The organism is Halomicronema hongdechloris C2206 (assembly GCF_002075285.3).
Lineage (GTDB): Bacteria > Cyanobacteriota > Cyanobacteriia > Phormidesmidales > Phormidesmidaceae > Halomicronema_B > Halomicronema_B hongdechloris.
Genome location: NZ_CP021983.2, coordinates 4015284 through 4039193, shown reverse-complemented (window position 1 = coordinate 4039193; position 23910 = coordinate 4015284). Strand labels below are relative to the sequence as shown.

Below are 23910 nucleotides of genomic sequence, written 5' to 3'. Positions count from 1 at the left end.
CGTTACTACATCAGTCCAAGCTGTATGCAGTATGCAACATAAATACCATTAGCGAGACTGCTTCGGGCCGCACTGATGGAGGCTATTCCCTAGCCTGGCGCCACCTGCCTTCGCAGCTAGGGTGACAACGACTGAAGCAATGCTGCCGATCAGTCCTGACTCGGTCAGCTAATAGAGACCCATGGCTCCTTCTCTGCAGAATCTCGGTGCTCACATCTTATCCCGGTCAGATCCGTAGGCTTATCAAGGCAAACCGATTGATCTAGCCTGCCAAGGCAGAAGGCAGAAGGCAGAAGGCAGAAGGCAGAAAGGGAGATCCTGATGAATTCAGCCTTTCCGCTCTAGTCAATAGAGGCGTTATTTCTGCCGCAGAGTACTAGTGTGAGTCTTGACATCAGATTGCCAGGGCATTGCCATCGTTCTCAGCATTAGATTGCAGCGCCTATCACTGTAAAGATGATCAGCCTTTGCGATATGATCAGGTCGAATAAGAATAGTTACCTACGTAACGTCAAGACTCGTAACGCACACGTAACGCACAAAACAGAGGGTTAAGCGCAGTGATTAGAGTAGCAATCAACGGCTTCGGACGCATTGGACGAAATTTCTTGCGTTGTTGGTTGACTCGTGAGAACAGTCAGCTGGACGTCGTAGCCATTAATGATACCTCTGACCCGAAGACAAACTCCCACCTTTTGAAGTACGACTCTATGCTGGGTCGGCTAGACGACGATATTCGTGCCGAAGGCGATAGCTTAGTCGTCAATGGCAAAACTATCAAGTGCTACTCTGATCGCAACCCCAACAATCTACCCTGGAAGGCTTGGGACATTGATCTGGTAGTGGAATCAACGGGGGTATTTGTTAGTGAGGAAGGAGCCTCTCGTCATATTGAGGCGGGCGCTAAAAAAGTTCTAATTACAGCTCCTGGTAAGGGGGGTGACATTGGCACCTATGTCATCGGTGTAAACCATGAAGACTACACCCATGATGCCCACAGGGTGGTCAGCAATGCCAGCTGTACGACTAACTGTCTAGCGCCTGTGGTCAAGGTGGTGCACGAGAATTTCGGCATTGTTAAGGGCACGATGACCACTACCCACAGTTATACCGGCGATCAGCGTCTGCTAGATGCCAGCCACCGAGATCTGCGACGGGCCCGGGCGGCGGCTCTAAATATTGTGCCGACTACGACTGGGGCGGCTAAGGCGGTTTCTTTGGTCATTCCAGAGATGTCTGGCAAACTCAATGGCATCGCCTTTCGGGTGCCTACCCCTAATGTGTCTATCGTGGATTTAGTGGCTCAGGTTGAAAAACCGGTCATTGCTGAGCAGGTTAATCAGGTCATTCAGGAAGCCTCCCAGGGGGCGCTAAAAGGGATTCTCGGCTACAGCGACTTGCCACTGGTCTCCATTGACTATCGCAAGACCAGTGAATCGTCTATCGTTGATGCCAGTCTCACCATGGTAATGGGAGGCGATTTGGTCAAAGTGGTAGCTTGGTACGACAATGAGTGGGGCTATAGTCAGCGGGTAGTAGACTTGGCTGAGTTAGTTGCCCAGAAATGGCCTCGGTGAGCCTCTGCCAATCCCAGCCCTGTCTTCTGCTCTAGGGGGCCTATCAGTCCGGGCTATACCTTGACGACATATCTTGATTACAAGGATAAGCAATGGGAGTTTTCTATGGACGGAAGCTCCCATTTTGCTGGTTAGTCCTGCTGCAAAATCAGAGTTGATGGCAACGGAGTCGTATCGGGTTGACGCTGGTGATGGGCTAGGGAGTCCGTGGTTTTTGCTGAAATGTCGTGGTTATTGCCTAGATGCTCTAATATTTCGGCTTCCCGGCGGCCATCTCCCAGTTTCTGGCATAGGGCCAGGGCTTTTTGCCAATACTGAGTCGCCTTGCTATACTCACCTAATTGCTCACAGGCATGGCCTAGGGTTTGTAGTATGTACCCTAAGGTAGGCAAGTCGATGGGGGCTGAGGGCGGCGCAGCGGTGCCGGTACTCAGCTTGAGTAAGCAGCCGTAGGTTTCTAGCACGTTTTGAGCGTCTCCTAGGGCTCGATAGGTATTGCCTAGGTTCTGTAGGATCTGGATTTCGATCTGCCGCTCTTGGTGTTGACGAGCTAGCGCTAAGCTCTGGGCGTAATAGGCAATGGCCTGCTGCGGCTGTCCTTGGGCCCGTAACACCATCGCTAGGTTATTGAGGGAGCACATCTCGGCGGTGCGATCGCAGACTTGTCGAGCCAAGGTCAAACTTTGGTGCCCGTAATCAAGGGCCTGAGATAAATTGCCCAGGTGCCGGTAACTATTGCCGAGATAGCTGAGCGCTTGGTGCAACATATGGGAATCACCGACTTGCTGGGCCAACCTCTGGGCTTGACGGGCGGTATCCAAAGCCCAGAGGTAATCGGCTAAATGATAGTAGAGCCGCGTCAGGGTAATCAGCACTCGCCCTTCACCGCGCCGATCTCGCAGGCTGTGATAGGTTCGCAAAGCCTGCTGTAGAAGGGATAGAGCAGAGGTGTACTGGCCTTGCTGATAATGGGCTATCCCCTGCCTTAACCACTGATGTGCCTCAGCCGCTAGACAGTGACGCTGTTCAAAACTCAAACTCCTTGCTGAGGCTTGCTCTCGGGCAACCTCAGGAGCCTGGCTGTACGGAGAGTTCTCATGGCAGGCAACATTAGACAGGGGCAAGCTGTTCATGGCAGGTTTCCAAACGCATGGTAGAGACGGGGGCATCCCCCTCGATCGTCAACCCTGGGCAGGGCTCGCGTGATGTTAGGCATCCAGCCATGAGCGACATTAGTCCCATCTTCTGGAGCGCATCTAGCTTAGGCAGGACATCACCCAGGCAGCCGTCTTCTATTTACGGTAACTTCATCCTAGGTTGAAGCCTCGATGAAGGATAACCGTGGGATCCACAGGATTTTTAGGCAATTCCTGGGCCCGCCTCCGAGACTTTACCCAGACACCGGCCAAAACTGTCCTAGATCATAGGGGATTTGGGACTTGGCCCTATCATCATGGGCATGCCCCCCGTGAAGCGCCATCATGTCTTCTCTGCCTCCCTCTCGACTGCATTTGCAGCTTGTCATCCCCCCTGATGCTGCTCCCCTGCTGGCCGGACTAACCGCCCTGCTCGAGCTTCAGCTCATTGACCACCCGCAAGTGCGAGTCATCTGCGCTGACTACCTCACCTGCAGGGTGTCCCCTCCACCCCAGCCAGAGCCTGACTCTGCCCCTGCCTTCCTGCCAGCTGCTCCCATCTCCGCAACTCAGGTTGTTGCTCCAGTCGTCTCCCGCCGGCACCGTTGGCAACTCATCCTGCAACGACGCTGGCGGCAACTGCGGACAGAGCTCAGCGTCATTTGGTTATTAGGGCTGGGGGTATTTTTGGTGGTGTTGTCGTCAGCGGTGCTGGCGGCAACTCAGTGGTCTCGCTTCACCGGAGTAGGGCAATATCTGGTGCTTTGGGGCTATACCCTAGCCTTTTGGGGGGCCAGTCGAGTCAGCGATCGCCCCCAGTTACGCCTGACTCACCACACCTTGGCCATCACCACGCTGCTGCTGGTGGCCCCTGAATATCTGGGCCTTGGATGCCCTTGCCATAGGACAAGCGGGACTAGGCAGACTGATGGCGTCCTTAGCCGCGATATCACTGGCAGGGATGACCATACAGCTATTCGGTCAGCGCTGGCCCCAGGCTCGAGGCAATTTAGCAATATTTTTGGGGTTAGCCCTGCTACAGGGAATGTGGGGCTTGGGGCTAGGGCTAATCGCCGTTTATGGCGGCGTTGCTGGGGTAATCCTGGCGGCTTGGCGACAGCAGCGACGGCGAGACCGCAACTTGCTGGAGACAGGGCGGGCTCCTGACCTGTTGTTGCTCTATGGGGTGGGGATATTACTGTTGCGAGCCATGACCGAATTGGTTGTCCCCAGCTGGGGACAACTGGCCCTGGCCTGGGGGCTGTTGGGCGGACTGTTGGTGGGCTTAGCCATGGCAGCGGAGCCTCCTCAGCAGGCATTTCCCCTATCCCTGATATCTCCCAGCCTTTGGGGTGGACGGGCGTTAATGGTGGGGGGCTGGCTGCTGGCAGTGATGCCATTGTCGGCTCAGGCCCTAGTCATCAATGGCATGGGCTTGGGGTTACGGCTCTGGCGTTGGCAGAGCCGATGGCAGCGGCAAGACTTCGTCGCCATTTGGCTCCTAGGACTGCAAAGCCTCTGGCTGGCCTGGCGCTTGCTGCCTATTGATTTGCGGCTGGCGCTGCTGACCCCCCTCACCCGCTGGAGTGGCGCTGAGGCAACTCCCTGGGCGCTGTTGGGCATTCTTGGCTATCCCTACGTGGTGCTAACGGTGGCTGTTGCCGACTGGGCCTATCGACGGCGGCATTCGGCTCTGGTCACGCTAGCCGATGGGCTAGCTGGGTTCCTGAATGGTGGACTACTGCTGCTGAGCCTGTGGAATGGTGGGCTCCTGGTGTTACATCTCATCGCCACCACGGTGACGGCTACCATCGCCAGCGGTCGGCGGCGGACAGGGCATCCTAGCCGCCAGTATTTGATTCATGGCCTGATCCTATTCACGCTGGCGGCCACTGTAGAACACACCTGGCCTGGGATTACCTTGGGGCAGCGGCTCGCCCTGGCGTTGGGGTTGATGGTTGGCGAGGGTATTGTCTCTGTGGGTCCGGTGACTCCCTGGCGTCGCGGGGCTAACTATGGCACCTTGGCCCTGGCGGGGCTAAGCTACAGCCTCTGGGGCAGTCTCTTGCTGCAGCCAGGGACTCAGCCCCTGGAAACCCTGCCAGGCGTGGTCATTCCCATGGTATTGACCGGATTGGCTAGCCGCGGGCCAGCCCAGTCCCTACGACTATTCACCGGCTAGCGTTGCTGGCAGTCGTCCTGACGGTGCCGCCCACTTTACTCTTCGGCGAGACCCGTCCCTTGGGGCTAGCCCTGGGGGCAGTGCGCTGGGTTGGCAAAGCTGGCTCTGGCTGCCTCGATGCCTGGCGGTGACTACGGTGGGACTGCTGCTAGGGCTGATGGCTAGTCTGCTGGGGGATGGCCTTGGCATGCAAGGAGATAGCTGGTATGGGGCCGGTGCGATCGCATCTCTGCTACTGTGGGGGACTCATCGCTGGCTCGCCTGTCGCACTGGGCCTGCTCTTCTAGCCCACTATCGCCGCGCCCTGGATGGTTGGAGCTGGGGCCTCAGTATCCTGGTGCTGTTGGGGCTGACCACCGAGGCCAGCTTGATCTATGGAAGCGTTGGCAACAGCTCTGCGGCCCTGCTGTTAACCCCCCTGCTGCAGCTGCTGGCCCTGGGCCTACGGCAATGGGGCGATGGGGTCATCGCCAGGGTCTATCTCATGGCCTGGACGCTGAACTCTGGCTAGCCCTGGGACTGGCTTGGCGGCTGCCGGCATTATTGCCCCTGGCCCTGGCCACCCTGGTCCTGGCCGTCCTCACCCTGGGACTGGCCCTAGTCTTACCCCCCTAATCGCCTTGGCCGCCATCTGCATCTGATGGCCCTCGGCTATGGCTGGCTAGCCCTGGGGCTACGCTTGGGTACCGCCACGGCTTGGACCGGAGCCCTCACCCTAGGCACGGCCGTCCTGGCCCTGGAGGTGGGGCGGCAACAGGGTTGGCGATGGCTGCAGTGGCTGGCCCTAGCAGGGTTATCCCTAGGATGGTACGAACTGATCCTGTACCAGATGCTGCAGGCCGACAGCGGCGAGCTCGGCGACGCCCTGGTGGTACTGGCCGCCGTGGCCGTGGTGATTATGGCTATCTACTACCGACAGCGGCCACTTTCCTAGAGCGCCTGATACAGCTGCCCCGGCACGACTGGATCCTGGCAGCCCATGGCCATTGGGCTCTAGCCACGATACTGCTGGGACTAGCTGGTGTCCAGGGATTTGGGTGACCTTGACACTCAGATTTCTGGGGCTAGGGTTAGGCTGCTGGTCGTGGTCTACGCCCTCTGGCAAGGACGCCTGGCAGCCAATGCCAATGCCACCAGTCAACCAGCCTGGGTCTATAGGGGACTGGGGCTGGCCCTAGCCTGGGTGGTGTATCTGCGCGGACTGGTGCCAGCGGTGCAACGGCTAGATGACTGGTGGCCAGTGATTGCCACTGGCCTGGCAGTGGTGTTGTACAGGGTGCCCTGGCATCGCTATGGCTGGCCCCAGCCTCCCTGGCAACGCCTGGCCCTGGGCTTGCCGCTCCTGGTCCTGGTGCTCTTGCCACCCCCCCGGTTGATTCCCACTCTGGGGTTGGTGGCTGCCTACTATGGCTGGCTGGCTTGGGCGACCCGAGGCTGGCGTCTGTCCTATCTCAGCGGTGGGTTGTTAGTCTGGGCCATTTGGGTCTGGCTGATGCAGCAGGCCATAGACGACCCCGTCAGCGTTGCGGCTCCGCTGGGGCTCTGGCTGTTGTATGTCGCCCAGGTTGATCCTGGCCTGCGACAATCGCAGCGGCGGCGGCAGCGCCATTGGCTGCGGCTGATTACCACCTGGGCTGTGCTACTGCTGGCGCTGATCTCGCCAGGCTGGCGGGGGCTACCAGTAGGCATCCTCAGCCTAGCGATCACTGGGCTGGGCCTGGGGCTGCGGGTACGGGCCTTCCTCTACGGCGGCACAGTGATCTTCGGCCTCAATGCCATCCAGCAATTGCTGTGGCTCAATGCCAACTATCCCTTCCTCAAGTGGATCCTGGGGATTGCCATCGGGATGGGATTGATCTGGCTGGCCGCTGATTTCGAGCGCCGTCGTCATCAATGGCAGGCCCTGGCTCAGGGCTGGCGGCAGGAACTGAGCCAGTGGGAGTAGGCCATTAGCCCTGGAGCGGCGTCAGCTCGAGTCGGTCAAATCCCGCAAAAAAGGTGAGTAACCGTTGCCGGATGCGATCGCACCCACCGGATACATTCGACTCGATATTCAACGGCAGCACCGGATCGTGGAGGGACAGACGCAGCAGGAACCAGCCATCTTCCTGGGGAGAGCGGCAGGTGATACGCACTCCCTCATAGTTTTTGGGCACGACTTCCCAGTCAGCCTGGGCAGCCGCAAAGGCCTGCAACTCCTCGATGACGGCAGTGCCATAGGAGGCAAAGTCAGCGGCAGCGATGGCCAGGCGAAATTCCCGACTTTCTGCTGGTTCCTTTAGGGTGGCAATGCGATCTCCTAGGGTGTTGCCAGCCAGCTTGGCCCGGGCCAGTTCCACCAACAGCTTGCTCACCAGGTAGGCGCCATCATCTAGGAAATAGTTTTCCTTCAGGGCCCCGTGGCCGGAAGTTTCCATAGCTAGCCAACAGGCCTGACCGGCCTCATTCAGGCGCATGGCCTCACTGATGACATTTTTATAGCCGCGGCGAAACCGATGGTGAACTCCCTGAAGGTCCTGCTCGATGAACTGAGTCAGGCCGTCGGAGGTGATGGAGTCGGTGACTACGGTAGACCCCGGATGCTCTGTCAACACAATGGCCGCGATCAGGGCGATCAGCAGATTACGATTTAACTCTCGTCCCTGGGCATCCACGGCAGCAGCCCGATCCACATCGGTATCGAAGATGATGCCCAAATCGGCCTGTTGGGCCAGCACCGCCTGGCGGATGGCGGCCATAGCCGTGGCATGTTCTGGATTGGGGACATGGTTGGGGAACTGACCGTCTGGCTCTAAAAACTGGCTGCCAGTGGTGTCAGCCCCCAGGGGCTGTAGCACCTGAGTGGCATAGAATCCTCCAGCGCCATTGCCAGCATCGACGACGATCTTTAATCCCTGCAGGGGGCGGTCATAGTGGTGGGGATGGTTTACCCCCTGGCGAATGCCCTGCACCAGTTGCTGGGCATACACGGAGATAAAATCATGGCTCTGCAGGGAACCGGGTTCAGATGCGATCGCAAAGTCATGATCGGCTGCCAAGGCCAAAATCCGGCTAATATCCGGCTTGCTCAAGCCCCCTTGGGCCGTAAAAAACTTGAGGCCATTGCGGTTAAACGGTAAATGGCTAGCGGTAAGCATGATCGCCCCATCACAATCAAACCCAGGCGTAACAGTACTCATAAACATGGCCGGGGTCGAGGCCATGGCAAAATCATAGACCCGAGTGCCCAGGGCCGTCATACCCGCGGCCACCGCCTGCATCAGTGCCGGCCCCGAGAGCCGACTATCCCGACCAATAGCCACGGTTAACGTCTCAGGAGACCGAGCTAGGGTCTGCCCTAACCAGGTAACAAAGGCCTTCCCCAAGGTCGTCGCTACCTCCGGGGTAAGATTGACCGGTTCGCCGGCCATCCCCTCCAGGGCTACCCCGCGAATATCGGACCCGTTTTGTAGCTGTTTCCAATCTGTGGCACGCAGAGTTGTCATGGCTCACGCTCGGTTGCAACAGGCCGTCCATCTATCCCGACGATGCCTCACCATCCCAGACTCGATGGAGCCATGGCTATGGTAAGGGTTGATCAGGCTTGCCCCGGGGGAGATCTCCAGAAGATTTTGGATTCTAAGATGGAGGTTGATCCTCTGGGGGGGATGCAGTCGGAGTTGACCATTGCTGTAAGATACGCCGCCAGTGACGTCCCCGGTAGGTGCCCTCTAAGACAATGGGCTGACCTTCAGTGGGCAGGGCCGGCGCTGATGGGCGCCGGTAGTGCACTCCCCGATAGACCAACTCTGGAGTAGCAGACTCAGTATCGGCTTGAGACTGGGACGATGGGGATGGGGACTTAGGCTCATGGGCAGGAGGGGCCTGGCTAGGCACAGCGGAAAAAGCAACGGATTCCTCCGCCTTTGTTGCCTCCACTGATAGCCGTTGCAGGCCATAGAGGGCCAATAGCAATCCCCCCAGGAGCACTGGCCAGGGAGCTTCCAGGAGGCCCACTAGTCCCATGAGCAGCACCATCAGCGCCCCCGCCGCCAGTGTTAACAAGATTAGGAATGCCATCGTAGCTGCCTCCCCGGTCTAACTTAATGCTGTTATAGCAATTGCTGGCAAGGCTGGAGACGATTCCCCGTCAGCGTTCGGCTCGCAGGATGCTAAACACCAGCCATAGCCCTAAAAAGGTGGCGGCGGCAAACAGAATATTGCTGAGAATTTGTCCCTGGGACGACTGTTGACTGGTTGAGACGATGGCGGCTCCGATAATCAAGGCGGCGACAACGGTGCTGAAGGCGCGACGATTGGCAGCATCGTCAATGCTGCGGCGTAAACTATCTAAGCCCTGAATGCTGAGATTCAACTTCAGCTGTTCCGAGGCCAGGCGATCTAATAGAAACCCAAACTGCCGGGGAGAACTCAAGGACAGATTTCGGAATTCCAGACCGGTGCGCAGCAGTGCCTGCAGCGGGTCTGCACCGATCAGCTGATTGCGGAATAGATCTGCCATCAGGGGCCGAATTTCCGCCAGCAGATTCACGTTGGGGTTAAACTGGCGGGCTGCCCCCTCTAAGTTGGCCAGGGACTTGGTAAATAGCCCCACATTGGCGGGCCAGCGCAGGGAGTTACGGGTACCGGCGTCCATTAACTGGCCAAAGACTTCGGCGGTGTTAATTTCTCCGACGCTGAGACCGTAATAGCGACGCAAAAGGCGAGTGAAATCATTTTCTAGGCGTACCAGGTTTACCGGCTGCAGGGGCTCGGCCATCTGCAGGGTCAATTGGGTGCAGCGCTGGGCATCACAGTTGGCCACCGCCAGGACCATCTCGGTCATGGTGGCTCTGAGGTTGGGGTCCATGCGGCCCACCATGCCACAGTCTAGAATCGCTACTCGCCCATCCTCTAAATAGAACAGATTGCCGGGGTGGGGGTCGGCGTGGAAAAATCCGTCCACAAAATATTGCTTAAAGAAGGCCCGAAATAGCAGCGTGGTCACCTCCTCGCGGGCGTCCCGGGCGGCCGCTGTATCCTCGGTGGCGATCTTACTGGTGAGGATGGGGCGACCATTGAGCCACTCCATCGTCATCAGTTTGGCGTTGGTTAGCTCCCAGAAAATGCTGGGAATGACGATCTGTTTGGGGTCGTACCAGCTACTGCGGGCAATACTACGCCGCAGTTGCTCGGTGTGGTTGGCCTCGGTCATGAAATTCAGTTCGCCATTGAGGGCATCGTGGAATTCCTCGGCCAGTTCCATGACATTGTTGCGCTGGCCAAACTGGGTGGCGGCCACCAGGCGGGCAATGTCTTTAATCAGGGCCATGTCCCGCTGCACCAGGCGATCAATGCCAGGGCGCTGTACCTTCAGGGCGACGGCACGACCATCCCGAAGCATGGCTTTGTGGGTTTGGGCGATAGATCCGGCTGCGATCGCACGATAGTCTAACTGCTCAAACAGTTCTTCCGGGGGAGCCGGTAACTGCTGCCGGATGAAATCCTCCATGACCTCAGGCGCCACCGCTGGCACCGTTGACTGTAGCCTGCTTAAGGCCTCAATGTAGGGAGGAGGCAAGAGATCCGGACGGGTGCTCAAGAGCTGGCCGAGCTTGACATATACCGGTCCCAACTCCGTCAGGATATTGCGCAAGACCTCCGGCGGTGGAATATCTGGTTCATCAGCCTGCCCCTTGATGAGCAGTCGTCGCATATAGTCCCACCCATTGCGGAGAAAGACCTCAATGATTTCTCCCTGGCGAGACAGTCGGGAAGACGCCGTCATGGTGCTTTAGAGTGCTTCTGCTAGATGTTAACGAAGTTATACCAAGTTCAGCTCAGGAGCTAGAGCTTTCCCCACCCTAACCGATCCATTACCTAGAGCCCCATCCCTCTCAGGCCAGCGATACAAGCCTCTGACGCTAAAAACCGGATCCCGGCTGCTGCAGAAACGCGGCTTCCTCAGTCGTAGTGGCGCGATTCAAAATGCCATTGCGGTGAGGAAAGCGACCAAACCGCTGGATGATATCCCGATGGCGAATGGCATAGTCCAGGGTTGATGACAATTCAGGCTCAGCCTCAGAGAGGGCCGCAAACAAGGCCACTGCCCGCTGCTGATGGGCCAGGTTTTCACTGTGCTCGAAGGGTACATAGACAAATAGCCGTTCCACCGGTAGCAATTGCTGGTCAAAGCCCTGATCTAGAGCATACTCCGCCGCTTCACGGGCCTGGTCATCGGTAGCAAAACTCTGGGGGTGTCCTCGAAACATGTTGCGCGGCAGTTGATCGAGCAACAGGATCAATGCCAAACAAGAGCGCGGCTGTTGACGCCAAGGCTGGAGCTGCCCTGCCGCCGCCTGCTGATAATCATCCCAAAACCGCTCCCGGACAGTCTGATCAAACTCAGGATTCTTCTTAAACCAGATCGACCGCTGCTGACCATAGTCACTGCCAGGATCAGTTGGATCGCCAAACCAGACTCTTAAAATCGCCTCTACTCGGTCTCCCATTGCCCTAGGTCTCAGCCAAACATCCTCATCTTAGGCTGCTACGGCCTGGGTGATGGGCCCTGGCAGGACAGTCCAGGCAAAATTAGGGCAAGATGGGAACATTTGGTGTGTTTCACAACCTCCATGTCTCTGTTGTCCCTACTACTGGCCATTCTTATTCTGGTTGGCCTCTATGCTCTCTGGCGGCGACGCTCAGGTGCTTCCCATCGCATGAGACCGTCCTCCCGCCGCTCTGGGGTTAGTCGAGGAGGACACTCAGATCCTAATCGAGTCAGTCGCCACAGCCAGCGAGAACTGCTGCGATTAGTCCATGGCAATCGGGCAGTGGCTCTGCGTCTAGTGGCCACCGTGCGGCAGCAAAACCCAGGGCGTTCTGAGCAGTGGTGCTGGGAAAAGGCCATCTACGATATCCAGCGCGATCGGCGGGCTTAAAGGCAGAAGGCAGAAGGCTGAAGGCTGAAGGCTGAAGGCAGAGGGCAGAAGGCAGAGGGCAGAAGGCAGAGGGCAGAAGGCAGAAGGCAGCTTGTTCTGTATGACTTTCAGTCAGGCTCCGCCAAGCGCGTAGCGGCCCCGCAGGGGCAACGAAGCCGTTGGCATAGCCTGCCCGGAGGGCATAGGGAAGGCTGAAGGATTCAATTCAAAATTCAAAATTCAAAATTTATTGCTACCTTGTCGATGCGACGCGATCGATAACTGCTAATCAACAGGCCCTTCCGCAGGTCTAGGGCGTTAGTTCGACTGCGCTCACCACAAGCGGTTCGCCCTGGTCGTGGGGGTCTGGGGGAAGCGAAATTCCCCCGGGTGAGTTCTTTGGTCAAGCAAGTTAAGCGGGGTCTTATCGTGGTCTCAATCACTAACCGACAAGATAGTCATCCACGCATTACTCATGCTTCTGGGCTGACCGCCGCTTTAATACAGCTTGCCGGAATCCTAGCACCACCAGAATATTAGATAGGGTCAAAAAGGCCTCAGCGCTGCCGTGCAGCCAGTCCACGTTGGCGAGAGACGTGCCGTAGGCCATCTCGGCATAGATGCCGGCAGGAATGGTAATGACGACGAAGAGCAGCAACACATAGAAGCCCACCAAGGCCAACCGGGGAGTTTGGCCAGAGCGAGTCATGAAGAAGAGAAACCCGAGGTAAGGAAACAGAGACAGGGCGAAGAGGTTATTTTTTTCAAGCATGGCAGCTAGAGAACAGCATGGCAGCGTTTGGAGGCAATGGGCTGGTGAGTGGTGATTCTCCTGGCCCTTGACAATACCTTAGGGACTCTCCTCTGAGCCTGGCTGGGCCGTCCGCCAGATCCACCAAGCCGCTAGGCATAGGGTAATGTTGCCCAGCAGGGTGGCGGCGGCCTGTAGCGTCACTAGCCAGTTCAGCGCTACGGCGTTGTCGAAAAAGTGCCAAGTGCAAGCGGACATGGCACTAATCAAGGCAGGCAACATGGCCAGAGACAGCCAGCGCCAGGCCGGGCGGGTTAGGTCGGCAAACTGCCAGATAAACCAGATGGCGGCCATCCACTCGATGACGCTGGTGATGTGGATAATCCAGGTGGGGATGGACAAGGCGTGCATGAGGATCGGTTACGGAGACGCTATAGGGTATAGGGTACAAGGTACAGGGTGGGGTGGGGTACTTCCCGTTAGCTTCTATTCTCTGGATCCGAAAAAACATGCGAGCAGTTCTGTGTGGTTACTATGGCATGGGTAATGGCGGCGACGAGGCCCTGTTAGCTTCCCTATTGCAGATGTTGCCGCCGGGCGTGACGCCTGTAGTGCTCTCGGGGAATCCGACGCTTACCCAGCGCCAGTATGGAGTAGAGGCTAAGCCTCGCAAGGCATTGGCAACCTTGCTGGCGTTACGCCAAGGCGATGCCTTTATCTGGGGTGGCGGCAGTCTCATGCAAGATGCCACCAGCTGGCTGAATCCCTATTATTATGGCGGTCTGATGGTCTTGGCCCAGACCCTGGGCCGAAAGACGGTAGCCTGGGCTCAAGGGGTAGGGCCTCTAACCCGACCTTGGAGCCGAGCCCTAGCCCGCTACGGCTATCGCCACTGCCATGGAGTTAGTGTGCGGGATGCGGCGTCGGCCCAGCAACTAGCCCAATGGCAGGTACCGGTCTGGATGGCTCCAGATCCAGTGTGGGCTCTGGAATCCAAGCCGGTTGAGGGGCTTTGGGATTTACCGGCGCCGCGGGTCGCTGTAGCGGTGCGATCGCATCGTTGGTTTACCCCTGCCCGGCTAGAGCAATTTGCCAAGGCCCTGGCAGATTTTCAGCAGGCCACCCGCACCTGCATCTTATTGGTGCCCTTCCATCCAGCCCAAGACTTAGCCATCGCCACAGCCATCCAGCAGCACTTGGTCGGCCCCAATCACCTGTTTCAGCTCTCGGATCCGCGCCAGCTCAAGGGCCTGTTCCGAGGCGTCGAGATGACCATTGCCATGCGCCTCCACGGGTTAATCATGGCCGCCGCCGCCGGCAGCCGCTGTTTCGCCCTCAACTATGACCCGAAAGTAGGCCAGCTCATGGTCGATTTAGACCTGCCGGGCTGGCAACTATCCCCCAACGCCCCCAATGCCATCGGCGATCCCTGGCCCCCGACGCCTACCGACATGTGCCAGATTTGGCTCAAGCACTACGCCAATGGCGACCCACCCTCGGCCGATCAAATTCAGTCGCGGGTCGATCGGGCCCTAATACATCAGGACTTGCTGCAGGAGATATTGGGCTGAAATTGGCAAATTAAGGGCTTCAGGCTGCTGCATATGTGTTATCACATAAGCACTATCGGCCATTGGCAACTGGGTCGTTGAGTATTTGCCTGCACGGATGTGTGTCTGAACGTTTGCATAGGCCATGAGTGAACCTATCCTTCCCCCGGAGCCCAATTCCCCCGAGTCCCAGCCAACTTCCCCCGCTTGGCCCCCTACCCCGGATGACCAGTGGGAAACTGTGAATTTTCCCCACACTAAACAGGTAGACGATATTCCTGGCGCGCCTGCTCCGACCGCATCTAATCAGGCCGCACCGCAGCCAGGAACAGATAGCTCAGGAACAGGCAGCTCAGGAACAGGCAGCTCAGGGGCAGAGTTGTTGCAGTTGATTCGGGATCTAAACCAGTGCAATGAGGTCTTGCTGGCCCGGGTAGCCGAGTTAGAAGAGGCCTTAGAGCGTTCTCAGACTGCCCTACAAGCGGAAGTGGAACGGGCCCATCGGGACGAGGGGGCAGCCCAGGGACGCCAATATGCGATCGCACACAACCAGCAAATTGCCCAACTCGTCAGTGAGCTCGACAGCAGCCAAGATGCCTTAAAGCGGCAGCAGATCTGCAACGACACCCAACAGGCCGAGATTGATACTCAGAAAGGACGCATCGCTCAGCTAGAACGGGAATGCACCCTGCTGCGGCAGCACTACACCGAAAAGGCCAACGCCCTAGAACAGGCCAATGCCAGCACCCGCGACTTGCAAGCCCGACTGCAACGGCAACAACGATATACCCTGCAGTTCAAAGCCGCCCTAGAAAAATGCCTGGACATGTCCTCAGCCCGGACCGAGTCATCAGCCCCAGCTCCCGGTCTGTTGCCAGATCCCCTGGCCATGCCCAGATCCCAGCGAATTCAGCCCTGGTCCTCCCAGGGCACCGCGACCCCGCCCCTAGACCCCGCCCTCGATAGCCTATTACGGGCAGATCCCCCCTCCCGTCAGACAACTGAAACGCCCCAGACCAGTCCTAATAGGCAAGATAGGCAAGATAGGCAATCCACGTCCCCCGCCACCGCTAGCGATAGCGGCGATAGTCCTCAAGAGGACGGTCTCTGGCAAGATCTCGAACGGGTGATTGAAACCTCCATCGACAGCCCCTCCCCCCCCTCTGCGACTAAGGAGCCAACCTTTAGCGAACCATCGCCTTGGGGCCAGCCCATGTCCCCGGCAGCGTCCTCGACAGCAGAGACACCTGTCCCGGCTGCTGAGGAACTCTCCCAGCGCCTACCCACTGGGGAAGCACCGATGGAGACAATTTCCACCTCTACCCAGTCTGCTCCTGAGACCAAGTCAACCCCTACCGGAACAGCCCCAGCCCTTAGCGACCTGCCCATTCTGACCACAGCGACGGATACCTCCCCAGCCCCCATCGTCTATCCCCTGCGTCCCAAGAAAAAAGCGAAGAATTTGGCCGCCATCGACTTGCCTAGGTTTCCAAGATTGCCTCAATCCTAGCCAGACGTGCTTGGCAGCCGATATGCCCGCCCTAACAATTGGGGCTTGCGTTTACCCATTTCCTGACTTGACGCCACCAAACTCTGCCCCGGCAACCAGAGATAGCTTGACCTATGAGTGCTGGTATATGAGTGCTGGTATTAGCGCTTAGGGACCACACCATTGGGGGCGCCAGTATCAGTCGCATTGTCTCGAGGAACTGGCTTGGGGGGTTGCTTCTTGGGTAAGGGGGGTGGCGGCGGCAGCTGCAAGGTGGTCTCTACCGGCGGCGGTTTACCCAGGCCGTAGGTCAGCTTGTAGCTTTGGGCTTGCAACCAGAACCAACCACTTGGGGTCAGGGTTTCCCACCAGGCACGGCTCCAAGCTACCCACCGGGGCAACCAACCGAATAGTACCCCCACAATAGCGTGGAGGGTAAAGCTGAGATAGGCCAGCACCCAGCGACCGAGATCAGCCTTCGCTAACCCCCAAATCCACTTCAACATAGAGGGATTCTGGTAGCCGGCTTTGAGCAACACGCGATTAAACTCGAGCCAGCCCCAGCCATCTTGCAAGAAGCGCTCGACCACCTCGGGTTTTTCTTGGGCCAAACTGGTGAAAAACCCATTGAGAACCGCGTTGACGCGGGCAGGAGGTAATTGACGCCCTGGGGGAACCATCATCCCCTTGGCCAACAACCAGGTAACAGCTGTATTACTCTGGAAGGCCCGAATCTGCCTGAGGTGGCGGGCTTTTACCAGATCATGGCTAAGCGCTGTGTGCAGCAGGGCCGATAGACGCGGCAGATGGCGTACCAGGGAGCTCAAGCCCGTCAACAGCAACGGCGAGTGTAGGCAAGCGGTATCCCCGATGGCAACGATGCGATCCCAGGCAATGGCCCGCTCTTTGGGAGACTGGCTAAAGTACCCCGGAACATAGCCAAAGGTAGGTTTACGCCAGGTAAGCTTATCGGGATCACAGCGGCGGTAGTCAGGCAATAAATGGAAGAAATCCTCATAGAGGGCCAGTAAGGAGCCAGGATTGTCTGGATTAACCGGATGGTAGTGGAACAAATAGATCGTCAGTTCCCGCTCTGAGCCTGGCAGTAGTTCCCACAGAAGCTGACGCCCCCGAGAAATATCCCCATGGCTAGAGATGAGATCGCTGTAATGGGGATCCCAAACCGTTTCCGGAATGCCTCCCGAGATCCGAGCCCCTACCATGGGGCAGACGCTATTCACGGTGCGCTCTCGATTCAACTGCCAAGCGATAGGAGAATTGATGCCCATGGCATCTACGAGTACCCTCCCCCGCCGGGCCTGATAAGCCTCGCTACCCTTGGGCTGAACATACACAGTGGCCTGATCATCGTCGATCTCGGCCCAGCGGAACTCCGTGTTATCTAGGATGGTGCCGCCAGCAGCCCGTAGTTTGGCACCACATTGGCGAATTAGAGCGGCGGTGTCGAGGGCCACATTCAGCACTCCAGTCGTTTGGAGCACGGGAGCTCGGGTCAGGGGAGGGATGTTCACATCTAAGCACTTGATGTGGCCGCCGTCATATTCCTGCAGAATCAGGCCTGCTAATTCCTCTTGGCTGAATAGCCCTAAGTCGATTAGGGTCTGCCCTTCCGAGCGGGATAGATTCCATTCTCGATTGAGTTGACCAAAGGCGTGTCGTTCGATGACCAGGACCCGGTGGCCCAAAAGAGCCATAGCAGCCGCTTGAATTACCCCCAGTACTCCGCCAATGACAATCAGATCGTAGTGGTCTTCTGTGTCATCAGGTCCAGGGGCATCAGAAGGCGAGGAATCCTCGTCACTGGCGGACAATCGTCGCGATGGAGCTGCTGGATCTCCTTGGCGAAAAATAACTTTTGCCGGCTGAGAGAGGGTACTGACACAGTCACGCCAGCGCTTTTCACGGCTATAGACTTGGCTCAGATCAGCCTCACCGTTGGGCATGCGTTGAAAGTAAGCCACCGTCTTGGGGTAGTGAGGGGCCAAGGCCTTGAAGATGGTCTGTTGGGAGAGATCGATCTCAGGCAACTGGGGCGGGGTCAAGGGGAAATGCTGCCGGATCTGACGATTCAGTTGCTCCAGTAAGGCCGTCTCTCGAGATAGGGGAGTTTGCCACCGAAAGGCTTTCAGATAGGTGGTGCGCTGGGCCGACCAGGTGACAATGGCCAAGGCTCTGGGTAGCCCTGTCGTCGCTACAGAGGAGGTTGATGGATCGGGTTCAATGCGGATACCGTCTGTAGTCACAATCTTCTGGCCGTGGCCAGGAGTAAATGTCTCCTGCAGCCAGCCTTTGACTGCATTGGTGTTGGGGGTGGGAACTTCTAAGTACAGAACTTCCTGCATACACATCATGGGCCCCCGGCAAGACGGGCAGCCGCTATCGACGATATTGGAGCTTCGGCCAGTCAGCCGAGGACATTACTGATCGCTCGATTGCCCAGTTTAGGGAGGCTGATTGGCTCGCCACCGCCCTAAGCAATGGGGCCATGGCTATAGTGACGGAGGCTACCCATCATAGCGGCTATGACAGAGCGAATACAAATGGCCTAGATGCTGGGCGGGTACATCCTTAGCAGAGTGGGCGTTCTGGGAATACTCCAGCCTCAGATCACAGAACAGGACAGATGGGGTTCAGGTCAGGCCGTGCTATCGTCGTTATCGCCAACCACCATCTGCAGAATGGTAGGTTCTCCCCCCTTCTGGTGGTACTTATCGGCCCAAGCTCGAATGATAGTGTCGAGTTCATCGAAGGCCTGGGCCCGCTGGCTCGGGGGCAGATCGAGTTCTTCTAGAATCCGCACGGTATCGGTTTGGCGTTCAGCCCACTCTCGCATCATCCGAAAATAGCGGGCTGTGTCTTCTACCATCAGGTAGGTTCGCTCTTCTTGATCGGCGGGAGAATAAGATTTACGCGTCAAGACATAAAACGGTAATCCCCAAGGGGCATCGATGCGGCTGACAGTGCCCGCGTAGATCAGGCGTCGCCGAATGTGTTCGGCCAGGGCCTCGCTCATGGGCAGGCGCCGCTCGGGGGGAAGGTCATCTTGCGATCGCGTGTGCAGAGATTCCATCAATTCTAAAAACTGAATCGACGTAATCACCTGGGCATCTGGCAAAGGGCCGTCGGGCAGTTTTGCTTCAATCTGAGCCCGTTCACTACTAGTTAGCCGGGGATCGGGCACCCTAGTTTGGCCAGGTTGCCAAGGAAACCGCTCCATCCACACGTAGGGAAACTGGATCAGGTAGCGAGGCTCTTGGGAGCCCAACATCTTCAGTAGCTTGCCTTCCGTCAGTGCTTCCCCGATCTCCTCCACAATCGCCTTGACTCGCTTCGGTTCAATGTGATGCAGGTGACCCGTCATCCGCAGGTTTCGTCCCTGTTCTAAATAGGTCATATAGATAGCACATTTAGCGGCTGTCGCGGCTGCATCCAAAAACGCCCCGTGGCGATGTCCGCCTGTTCTCATGGCACTAAATGCCAAATAGAAGAGGATTTGATCCATGGCGCTTGGGCTCAGGCGCCGGATCAGATCGACATCGCGGGTCATTTTAGAAACAGAGTTATCCATAAGGGGAAGACGCTATACCACGATCAGGCAAACCACAATCCTTAACCTAAGGGGAACCGGGGGATAAGGCCAACAATCCCCCAGTAAATCACTTATTCAGTATTTTTTACTAGAAAGTAGGATTGTTTGCTGCTTTAGCTTAGACGATTCTAAGGTATTTGAATATCGACAATCCCTAATCCTTATTGAGAATAGTAGCCCCAACCTCAGGCTAGGTCAGGACTGATTCGACCCGTGCCGCGAAAGGCGGTCGATGTCTCAGACACAGACGGCTCAGTGGTGATGCGGCCACTGCCGCGGAAGGCCAGCTTCCGGTGGGGGGATGACCCCAGGGATGCAGCCTTTTGCTGTGATGAGATCATGGTGATGCGACCACTACCACGCCCCTCAGACCCAGAGCCATCTTGAGCCAGGGAAATGGCGCTAAACTGAGCGACAGTCAGGCCAAGACTGCTGAGGCCGGCCACTAGGGCCAACACTGCCGGCTTAGGGATGGGGTCTCGTCCAAGGGTTAAACCGTGACAATATAGTTTCATAGGACTAGAAATCTCTGCGCTCCTAGTCCTTGTTACGTCAGCTTCGAGCTAGCTCAGGACGATCTGTATCCGTAAATATGCTGAAAATCTTGCAGCGGGTTGGCAAGGGTCAGCGAGTTAACCTCATCGGCCTAACATCAGAGTGCTGCCCCAGAGAGCCGCGATGCTGATGAGTGCACCAGTCAGCCACTTAATTCGGGTGCGTAGCGTCTTAATTTCTGTTGCTTGCTGCTGTACTCGCTCGGGCAGGGTGTCTTGTACATGCACAATTTCAATGGTGTTGGTGTCGTCCTGGGACGGTGTTCCAAATTTCACCTGGGCATGCAACCAGTTGGCAATTAATTGAGGACAGGTGGACTGAAACCAGCGCAGGGCGAAGAAGCGAAAGGCGGGTTTGCTGAGTCTGGCAATGCCGTTGAGTAAGCCTTTTAGGGGCCTTACCTTAGTGCGCTGGTTGATGAGATAGATAGAGCCGATATCGTATAGACAATCCAGAATGATTTTTATGGTGGCTTCCTCGCGCATGGCGAGATGATCTAGCAATAGCAAGACATCATGCATGCGGTCAGCTTCTATCTGGGCCTCTTTATGGGAGAGTTTCATTAACCAACGCAGCCAGTCAGAAGACGTAGTGCTTGCCTAGATCCTTCGCCTAGATCCTTCATAGTAAGTGTTGCCCAAGCTAAATGCACCGCCTCGATAATAAAGAGTATTAATCGGGGTTGACATCCACCTTAAAGGTGATTTGCCTGCACAAGAGTTGTTGCGCATCGTTAACGGTCCGGGCGACCCCGCCATCCCCTGACTATCATGAAGGGCGACTATAGGGGTGGCTTTTCTATGACAGATCACCAATCCGGCTATTATCGACTGCCAACTGTCCAGTGCGATCGCATCGTCTTTGTCTGCGAAGATGACCTCTGGAGTGTCTCGATTCAGGGCGGCATTCCTCGCCGCCTGACGGCCAATCTAGGCGCCGTCAGCCATCCAGCCCTGTCTCCCGCTGGGGAACGGCTAGCCTTTATCGGCCGCGAAGAAGGGGATGCCGAAGTCTATGTCATGCCCGCCAGCGGCGGCAATGCTCGTCGGCTAACCTTCTTAGGGGCCAACACCACCGTCTCCGGCTGGAGTCCAGACGGCCAATCTATTATCTTTGCCAGCAATGCCAACCAGCCCTTCCCCCGCCTGATGCAGCTCTACCGCATCAGCCCCGCGGGGGGGCTACCCCAGCCCCTGCCCTACGGCATGGCCCACACCATCGCCTTTGGCCCCAACGGTGGGGCCGTGTTGGGGCGCAACGTGGCCGAACCTGCCTATTGGAAGCGCTATCGCGGCGGTCGGGTCGGGGTGCTCTGGTGCGATGCCAGCGGCAGCGGCCAATTCCAGAAGCTACTGGATATTCGCGGCAACCTGGCCGCCCCGATGTGGATTGGCGATCGCATCTATTTCATCTCTGACCACGAGGGCATTGGCAATCTCTACAGTTGCACCCCCAGCGGCCAAGATCTGCGACCCTTTACCCACCACCGCGACTACTACGTCCGCAATGCCGCCACCGACGGACAGCGGATTGTCTACCACGCCGGTGCCGATCTGCACTGGGCCGATCTGGCCTCAGGCGCCGTCCAGGTGATCCCCATCGCCTGGCACAGCCCCCAGGTGCAGCGACAACGCAAATTCATCGATGCCGAAAAATACTTAGAAGACTACGATCTCCATCCCCAAGGCCACTCGACGGTAATGACCAGCCGCGGTCAGAGTGTCTGCTTCGGCAATTGGGAAGGAGCCGTGGTCCCTGTGGGTCAGCCCGATGGCCGGCGCTTTCGCCTCACCCGTTGGCTGCCCGATGGCCAGCGGTTGGTGACGGTGTGCGATCGCAACCAAGACGATTCTCCTCAGCAGCGAGGCCTCGAAACCCTAGAAATCCTTAGCAGTGACTTTGGCGTCGATCCCATGCGCCTGACTGACTTGGATTTGGGGCGACCCATGCACTTGGAGGTTTGCCCCAACGCCGATCAGGTGGTGCTCTCCAACCATCGCCACGAACTGATCTGGGTCGATCTCAGCAGCCAGCAGTGCCGCATTCTCGACCGTAGCCCCTACCACGAGATCCGGGGCTTTAACTGGTCCCCCGACGGGCAATGGGTTGTCTATAGCTGCAGTGACACCCAGCACACCGCCTCCATCAAGCTCTGCCGCATCCGCGACAGCCAGATCCATCGCCTCACCCCACCTAGGTTCTTCGATTTCGCCCCCAGCTTCGACCCCCAGGGCAAATTCATCTATTTCCTGTCGGTGCGGGAGTTCAACCCGGTCTACGACAGCGTGTATTTCGACCTCAACTTTCCCCAGGCCACCCGCCCATTTTTGATCTCGCTGCAAAAAGACACCCCTTCCCCCTTCATTCCAGTGCCCAAGCCCCTGAGTGAGGGCAATGGCAAAGCCGCTGTAACCGAGACAGCAGACTCGCCTACCACCGACACTGCCACTGACAGCGACGCGTCCCCCCCACCCCTGAGCCTTGATATCGATGGCATCGAGCACCGGATCGTCGGCTTCCCAGTATCGGAAGGACGCTATCGCCAGATCTGGGGCCTGAAAGACAAGGTGTTGTTCAGCTCCGTCCCCATCAAGGGCAGCCTAGGCCGATCCTGGCGGCAGTCCCGCCCCGCAGCCGACGCCAAACTCGAAATCTACGACTTCAGCAGCCAAAGTTGCGAGCTGGTAGTGCCCAACATCTCCGACTTCAAAGTGGCTAGAGACCACAGCACCCTGATCTACCGGGCTGGCAATCGGCTGCGAGTCTGCCTGGCCAAGGCCAATCAAACTCCTGACGAGACCGATACCAGCCCTAATCGTAAAAGCGGTTGGCTCGATCTAGATCGAGTACGAATTTCCGTGCAGCCCCGGCAGGAATGGCAGCAAATGCTGCGAGAAATCTGGCGACTGCAGCAAGAACATTTCTGGACCCCAGATCTATCTGGGGTGGATTGGGACCGGATCTATCAACGCTACCGTCCCCTGCTAGATCGGGTGGCCACCCGGTCTGAGTTTTCCGATCTAGTCTGGGAAATGCAAGGGGAGCTAGGCACCTCCCACGCCTATGAAATCGGCGGTGACTATCGAGAAGAACCCAACTACCGCCTGGGCTTTTTGGGGGCCGACTTTACGTACGATGCTGCCGCCCAAGCCTATCGCATTACCCACATTGCCCAGGGCGACTCTTGGAGCGAGCAGGCCTCTCCCCTGCAGCAAATCGGTGTGAATGTGCACCCCGGCGATCTGCTCCTGGCCGTGGGGGGCCAGCCCTTGAGCCAACATCAGGGCCCCCATGAACGACTCGTCCACCAGGCTGATTGCCAAGTACCTCTCACCGTGGCCGACCGGGATGGCCAAAATCGTCGCACCGTGACGGTGACTACCCTGGCAGATGACCAGTCACTGCGCTATCGAGAATGGGTAGAACGAAACTACCAGGCAGTCACCGAGGCCACCGACGGCCGGGTAGGCTATGTCCATATCCCCGATATGGGACCAGCCGGGTACGCCGAATTCCATCGCTACTACTTTGCCGAGGTGCACAAACAGGGACTGGTGGTGGACGTGCGCTTCAACCGGGGCGGCCATGTCTCCCAGTTAATCCTGGAGAAATTAGCCCGTCGTCGCATCGGCTACGATGTCTCCCGCTGGGAGCAGCCAGAACCCTATCCGTCTGACTCGGTGCTGGGACCGCTGGTGGCCATCACCAATGAGCACGCCGGTTCCGATGGTGATATCTTCAGCCATTGCTTTAAGCTCATGGGCCTAGGTCCCCTGGTCGGCACTCGCACCTGGGGCGGTGTAATTGGCATTTCCCCGCGCCACCGTTTGGTGGATCGCAGCATTGTCACCCAACCGGAATATTCCTTCTGGTTTGAAGACGTAGGCTGGCAGGTAGAAAACTACGGGACTGACCCTGATATTCTGGTGGAAATTTCTCCCCAGGATTGGGGCCAGGGCAAGGACCCGCAATTGGAGATGGCCATTGAGTTGATTCTGAAGGCACTGGCCCAGAATCCGGTGCAGCTGCCAGAGTTCCAGAATCGGCCCCAATTGCAGTTGCCCTAAGCCGCGAGGGGAAGACTCCAGCTACTGCTACCGTCGGTAGGATCGCCCTAGGGAAGCACTAGCGTTATAGCCAGTCAGCCCCCCTAGACTG

At 57.6% G+C, this 23910-nt stretch carries 23 protein-coding genes; 12 read left to right on the top strand and 11 right to left on the bottom strand.

Features of this window, described 5'->3' with window-relative positions; translation table 11 throughout:
- Window positions 1-560: 560 nt before the first annotated feature.
- Entirely contained in the window at window positions 561-1577 is a 1017-nt protein-coding gene (locus tag XM38_RS18315; RefSeq protein WP_088430630.1) for a type I glyceraldehyde-3-phosphate dehydrogenase, read from the top strand.
- A 131-nt stretch (window positions 1578-1708) separates the two neighbouring features.
- Here the strand turns inward: XM38_RS18315 and XM38_RS18310 are convergent, their stop codons facing one another.
- Window positions 1709-2710 carry a tetratricopeptide repeat protein gene (locus XM38_RS18310; protein ID WP_187329462.1) on the bottom strand — a complete coding sequence of 334 codons (1002 nt, stop codon included), beginning with the start codon at window positions 2708-2710 and terminating at the stop codon, window positions 1709-1711.
- Window positions 2711-3058: 348 nt separating this feature from the next.
- Here XM38_RS18310 and XM38_RS18305 point away from each other — a divergent pair, with 348 nt between their 5' ends.
- The 7 genes from XM38_RS18305 to XM38_RS18285 all read left to right on the top strand — a co-directional run bounded on the left by XM38_RS18305 (window position 3059) and on the right by XM38_RS18285 (window position 6840).
- Window positions 3059-3880 (top strand): hypothetical protein, encoded by an 822-nt coding sequence (locus XM38_RS18305; RefSeq protein WP_080806966.1) that lies wholly within the window; start codon window positions 3059-3061, stop codon window positions 3878-3880.
- The gene (locus XM38_RS18300) at window positions 3768-4895 is read left to right on the top strand and encodes a hypothetical protein (protein WP_137455167.1); all 1128 of its coding nucleotides are present in this window, start codon (window positions 3768-3770) and stop codon (window positions 4893-4895) included. The genes XM38_RS18305 and XM38_RS18300 overlap by 113 nt, the downstream gene beginning before the upstream one ends.
- Window positions 4896-4897: 2 nt before the next feature.
- Window positions 4898-5026, top strand: coding sequence for a hypothetical protein (locus XM38_RS27905; protein WP_256995672.1), 129 nt, complete (start codon window positions 4898-4900; stop codon window positions 5024-5026).
- A complete protein-coding gene (locus XM38_RS18295; protein ID WP_088430626.1) occupies window positions 5023-5406 on the top strand; it encodes a hypothetical protein in 384 nt (127 codons plus the stop codon). Before XM38_RS27905 ends, XM38_RS18295 begins: the two co-directional genes overlap by 4 nt.
- Complete coding sequence (locus tag XM38_RS26105) at window positions 5346-5510, top strand: hypothetical protein (RefSeq protein ID WP_187329461.1); 165 nt, start codon at window positions 5346-5348, stop codon at window positions 5508-5510. The genes XM38_RS18295 and XM38_RS26105 overlap by 61 nt, the downstream gene beginning before the upstream one ends.
- A 25-nt stretch (window positions 5511-5535) precedes the next feature.
- Window positions 5536-5829, top strand: a complete 294-nt coding sequence (locus tag XM38_RS18290) for a hypothetical protein (protein ID WP_080806960.1) — start codon at window positions 5536-5538, stop codon at window positions 5827-5829.
- A gap of 150 nt (window positions 5830-5979) precedes the next feature.
- Complete coding sequence (locus XM38_RS18285; protein ID WP_088430624.1) at window positions 5980-6840, top strand: hypothetical protein; 861 nt, start codon at window positions 5980-5982, stop codon at window positions 6838-6840.
- Between the two features lie 4 nt (window positions 6841-6844).
- Here XM38_RS18285 and XM38_RS18280 read toward each other — a convergent pair whose 3' ends face one another.
- From XM38_RS18280 to XM38_RS18265, 4 genes are all read right to left on the bottom strand, one after another.
- Window positions 6845-8380 (bottom strand): phosphomannomutase/phosphoglucomutase, encoded by a 1536-nt coding sequence (locus XM38_RS18280; RefSeq protein WP_080806955.1) that lies wholly within the window; start codon window positions 8378-8380, stop codon window positions 6845-6847.
- A 133-nt stretch (window positions 8381-8513) separates the two neighbouring features.
- Window positions 8514-8954 (bottom strand): DUF4278 domain-containing protein, encoded by a 441-nt coding sequence (locus XM38_RS18275; protein ID WP_080806953.1) that lies wholly within the window; start codon window positions 8952-8954, stop codon window positions 8514-8516.
- Window positions 8955-9024: 70 nt separating this feature from the next.
- Window positions 9025-10662, bottom strand: coding sequence for an ABC1 kinase family protein (locus XM38_RS18270; RefSeq protein ID WP_080806951.1), 1638 nt, complete (start codon window positions 10660-10662; stop codon window positions 9025-9027).
- Window positions 10663-10798: 136 nt separating this feature from the next.
- Window positions 10799-11386 (bottom strand): DUF924 family protein, encoded by a 588-nt coding sequence (locus XM38_RS18265; protein ID WP_080806949.1) that lies wholly within the window; start codon window positions 11384-11386, stop codon window positions 10799-10801.
- 123 nt (window positions 11387-11509) lie between these two features.
- Between XM38_RS18265 and XM38_RS18260 the strand changes: the two genes are divergently transcribed.
- Window positions 11510-11818: a hypothetical protein gene (locus tag XM38_RS18260; protein ID WP_080806947.1), complete on the top strand. Its 309-nt coding sequence runs from the start codon at window positions 11510-11512 to the stop codon at window positions 11816-11818.
- A gap of 448 nt (window positions 11819-12266) precedes the next feature.
- On the opposite strand, the gene XM38_RS18255 is transcribed toward XM38_RS18260, so the two are convergent.
- Both XM38_RS18255 and XM38_RS18250 read right to left on the bottom strand, forming a co-directional pair.
- Entirely contained in the window at window positions 12267-12569 is a 303-nt protein-coding gene (locus XM38_RS18255; protein ID WP_080806945.1) for a DUF3593 domain-containing protein, read from the bottom strand.
- Window positions 12570-12647: 78 nt separating this feature from the next.
- The gene (locus XM38_RS18250) at window positions 12648-12959 is read right to left on the bottom strand and encodes a DUF2499 domain-containing protein (RefSeq protein WP_088430622.1); all 312 of its coding nucleotides are present in this window, start codon (window positions 12957-12959) and stop codon (window positions 12648-12650) included.
- A gap of 98 nt (window positions 12960-13057) precedes the next feature.
- On the opposite strand from XM38_RS18250, the gene csaB reads away from it, so the two are divergent.
- Both csaB and XM38_RS18240 read left to right on the top strand, forming a co-directional pair.
- A complete protein-coding gene (csaB, locus tag XM38_RS18245; RefSeq protein ID WP_088430620.1) occupies window positions 13058-14119 on the top strand; it encodes a polysaccharide pyruvyl transferase CsaB in 1062 nt (353 codons plus the stop codon).
- A gap of 124 nt (window positions 14120-14243) precedes the next feature.
- Complete coding sequence (locus XM38_RS18240) at window positions 14244-15608, top strand: hypothetical protein (RefSeq protein WP_088430618.1); 1365 nt, start codon at window positions 14244-14246, stop codon at window positions 15606-15608.
- A 140-nt stretch (window positions 15609-15748) separates the two neighbouring features.
- On the opposite strand, the gene XM38_RS18235 is transcribed toward XM38_RS18240, so the two are convergent.
- The 4 genes from XM38_RS18235 to XM38_RS26100 all read right to left on the bottom strand — a co-directional run bounded on the left by XM38_RS18235 (window position 15749) and on the right by XM38_RS26100 (window position 20315).
- Window positions 15749-17950 (bottom strand): FAD-dependent monooxygenase family protein, encoded by a 2202-nt coding sequence (locus XM38_RS18235; protein ID WP_202978917.1) that lies wholly within the window; start codon window positions 17948-17950, stop codon window positions 15749-15751.
- 293 nt (window positions 17951-18243) lie between these two features.
- Window positions 18244-19155, bottom strand: a complete 912-nt coding sequence (gene hetR, locus XM38_RS18230; protein WP_088430616.1) for a heterocyst differentiation master regulator HetR — start codon at window positions 19153-19155, stop codon at window positions 18244-18246.
- A gap of 227 nt (window positions 19156-19382) precedes the next feature.
- Window positions 19383-19712: a hypothetical protein gene (locus XM38_RS18225; protein WP_080806937.1), complete on the bottom strand. Its 330-nt coding sequence runs from the start codon at window positions 19710-19712 to the stop codon at window positions 19383-19385.
- Between the two features lie 123 nt (window positions 19713-19835).
- A complete protein-coding gene (locus XM38_RS26100) occupies window positions 19836-20315 on the bottom strand; it encodes a hypothetical protein (RefSeq protein WP_187329460.1) in 480 nt (159 codons plus the stop codon).
- Window positions 20316-20552: 237 nt separating this feature from the next.
- Here XM38_RS26100 and XM38_RS18215 point away from each other — a divergent pair, with 237 nt between their 5' ends.
- Window positions 20553-23819 (top strand): S41 family peptidase, encoded by a 3267-nt coding sequence (locus tag XM38_RS18215; protein ID WP_088430614.1) that lies wholly within the window; start codon window positions 20553-20555, stop codon window positions 23817-23819.
- Window positions 23820-23910: the final 91 nt, after the last annotated feature.

What these genes read in the sequence shown, in the direction of transcription:
- XM38_RS18310 (WP_187329462.1), bottom strand. Translation starts at nt 2,710, where the DNA reads ATGAACAGCTTGCCCCTGTCTAATGTTGCCTGCCATGAGAACTCTCCG.
- XM38_RS18305 (WP_080806966.1), top strand. Translation starts at nt 3,059, where the DNA reads ATGTCTTCTCTGCCTCCCTCTCGACTGCATTTGCAGCTTGTCATCCCC.
- XM38_RS26105 (WP_187329461.1), top strand. Translation starts at nt 5,346, where the DNA reads ATGGGGCGATGGGGTCATCGCCAGGGTCTATCTCATGGCCTGGACGCT.
- XM38_RS18290 (WP_080806960.1), top strand. Translation starts at nt 5,536, where the DNA reads ATGGCCCTCGGCTATGGCTGGCTAGCCCTGGGGCTACGCTTGGGTACC.
- XM38_RS18280 (WP_080806955.1), bottom strand. Translation starts at nt 8,380, where the DNA reads ATGACAACTCTGCGTGCCACAGATTGGAAACAGCTACAAAACGGGTCC.
- XM38_RS18275 (WP_080806953.1), bottom strand. Translation starts at nt 8,954, where the DNA reads ATGGCATTCCTAATCTTGTTAACACTGGCGGCGGGGGCGCTGATGGTG.
- XM38_RS18270 (WP_080806951.1), bottom strand. Translation starts at nt 10,662, where the DNA reads ATGACGGCGTCTTCCCGACTGTCTCGCCAGGGAGAAATCATTGAGGTC.
- XM38_RS18265 (WP_080806949.1), bottom strand. Translation starts at nt 11,386, where the DNA reads ATGGGAGACCGAGTAGAGGCGATTTTAAGAGTCTGGTTTGGCGATCCA.
- XM38_RS18260 (WP_080806947.1), top strand. Translation starts at nt 11,510, where the DNA reads ATGTCTCTGTTGTCCCTACTACTGGCCATTCTTATTCTGGTTGGCCTC.
- XM38_RS18255 (WP_080806945.1), bottom strand. Translation starts at nt 12,569, where the DNA reads ATGCTTGAAAAAAATAACCTCTTCGCCCTGTCTCTGTTTCCTTACCTC.
- XM38_RS18250 (WP_088430622.1), bottom strand. Translation starts at nt 12,959, where the DNA reads ATGCACGCCTTGTCCATCCCCACCTGGATTATCCACATCACCAGCGTC.
- csaB (WP_088430620.1), top strand. Translation starts at nt 13,058, where the DNA reads ATGCGAGCAGTTCTGTGTGGTTACTATGGCATGGGTAATGGCGGCGAC.
- XM38_RS18240 (WP_088430618.1), top strand. Translation starts at nt 14,244, where the DNA reads ATGAGTGAACCTATCCTTCCCCCGGAGCCCAATTCCCCCGAGTCCCAG.
- XM38_RS18235 (WP_202978917.1), bottom strand. Translation starts at nt 17,950, where the DNA reads ATGCAGGAAGTTCTGTACTTAGAAGTTCCCACCCCCAACACCAATGCA.
- hetR (WP_088430616.1), bottom strand. Translation starts at nt 19,155, where the DNA reads ATGACCCGCGATGTCGATCTGATCCGGCGCCTGAGCCCAAGCGCCATG.
- XM38_RS18225 (WP_080806937.1), bottom strand. Translation starts at nt 19,712, where the DNA reads ATGAAACTATATTGTCACGGTTTAACCCTTGGACGAGACCCCATCCCT.
- XM38_RS26100 (WP_187329460.1), bottom strand. Translation starts at nt 20,315, where the DNA reads ATGAAACTCTCCCATAAAGAGGCCCAGATAGAAGCTGACCGCATGCAT.
- XM38_RS18215 (WP_088430614.1), top strand. Translation starts at nt 20,553, where the DNA reads ATGACAGATCACCAATCCGGCTATTATCGACTGCCAACTGTCCAGTGC.